This window comes from Paenibacillus sp. P4_A7 (assembly GCF_056402455.1).
Map to the genome: position 1 here is coordinate 1 of NZ_JBFUHJ010000919.1, position 604 is coordinate 604.

The following is a 604-nucleotide window of genomic DNA, read 5'->3' on the forward strand; positions in this document are numbered from 1 at the left end:
ACCTGAACAATCCCATCTTCCATCTCTTCTGCTTCTATAAACATATAGGGTGAACTTGGAGCCTTCTTGCGTAGAAAAGCAAATGCTTGCATCATTGCATTCTCATCCAGTGAAATAATTACTACTTGCTGCCCATTTTCGTTAACTTCCCGCTTTACTTTAACTGCATCACGCGGAAATCTAACCCCTTGTTTGTCAACGATCAACTGATAATCAGGAACACTGGTTTGTGGTGGGACTGGAATGGTATTATTTTTTTCGCTTGCGGAAATCGCAATGTTCTTGCCAACCAGATAAGCTTGATCCTTCAAACTCGAATCAATGAGCTTCATCGATTTCCAATTCACTTCAGTCGCTCCAGTTCTCTTCGCCTCGAAGGTAAGCGTTCCAATATTGATATCGCCGTTTTGCCCAGTGATATTTCCGATTTGGGTGTGCGCTATGATGATTTCATTATTTTCGATGATCGGCATTACAGAATAACCTTCCAAACTCGATTTTGCTTCTATTAGTTTCAGTTTGTTGGGGTCAAAAGTAAATCTTGCTTCATATGCATACATATCTTTGACGTTAAGCCCGTTCAAGGTGAACGTAACTGTTTCAC

The 604-nt window shown here is 40.7% G+C and carries 1 protein-coding gene; it reads right to left on the reverse strand.

Annotated features, from left to right (window positions below; all coding sequences use genetic code 11):
* A partial coding sequence (locus AC1DWN_RS34945) for a cohesin domain-containing protein (RefSeq protein WP_477563375.1) occupies window positions 1-560 on the reverse strand: 560 nt, incomplete at its 3' end.
* Window positions 561-604 lie beyond the last annotated feature (44 nt).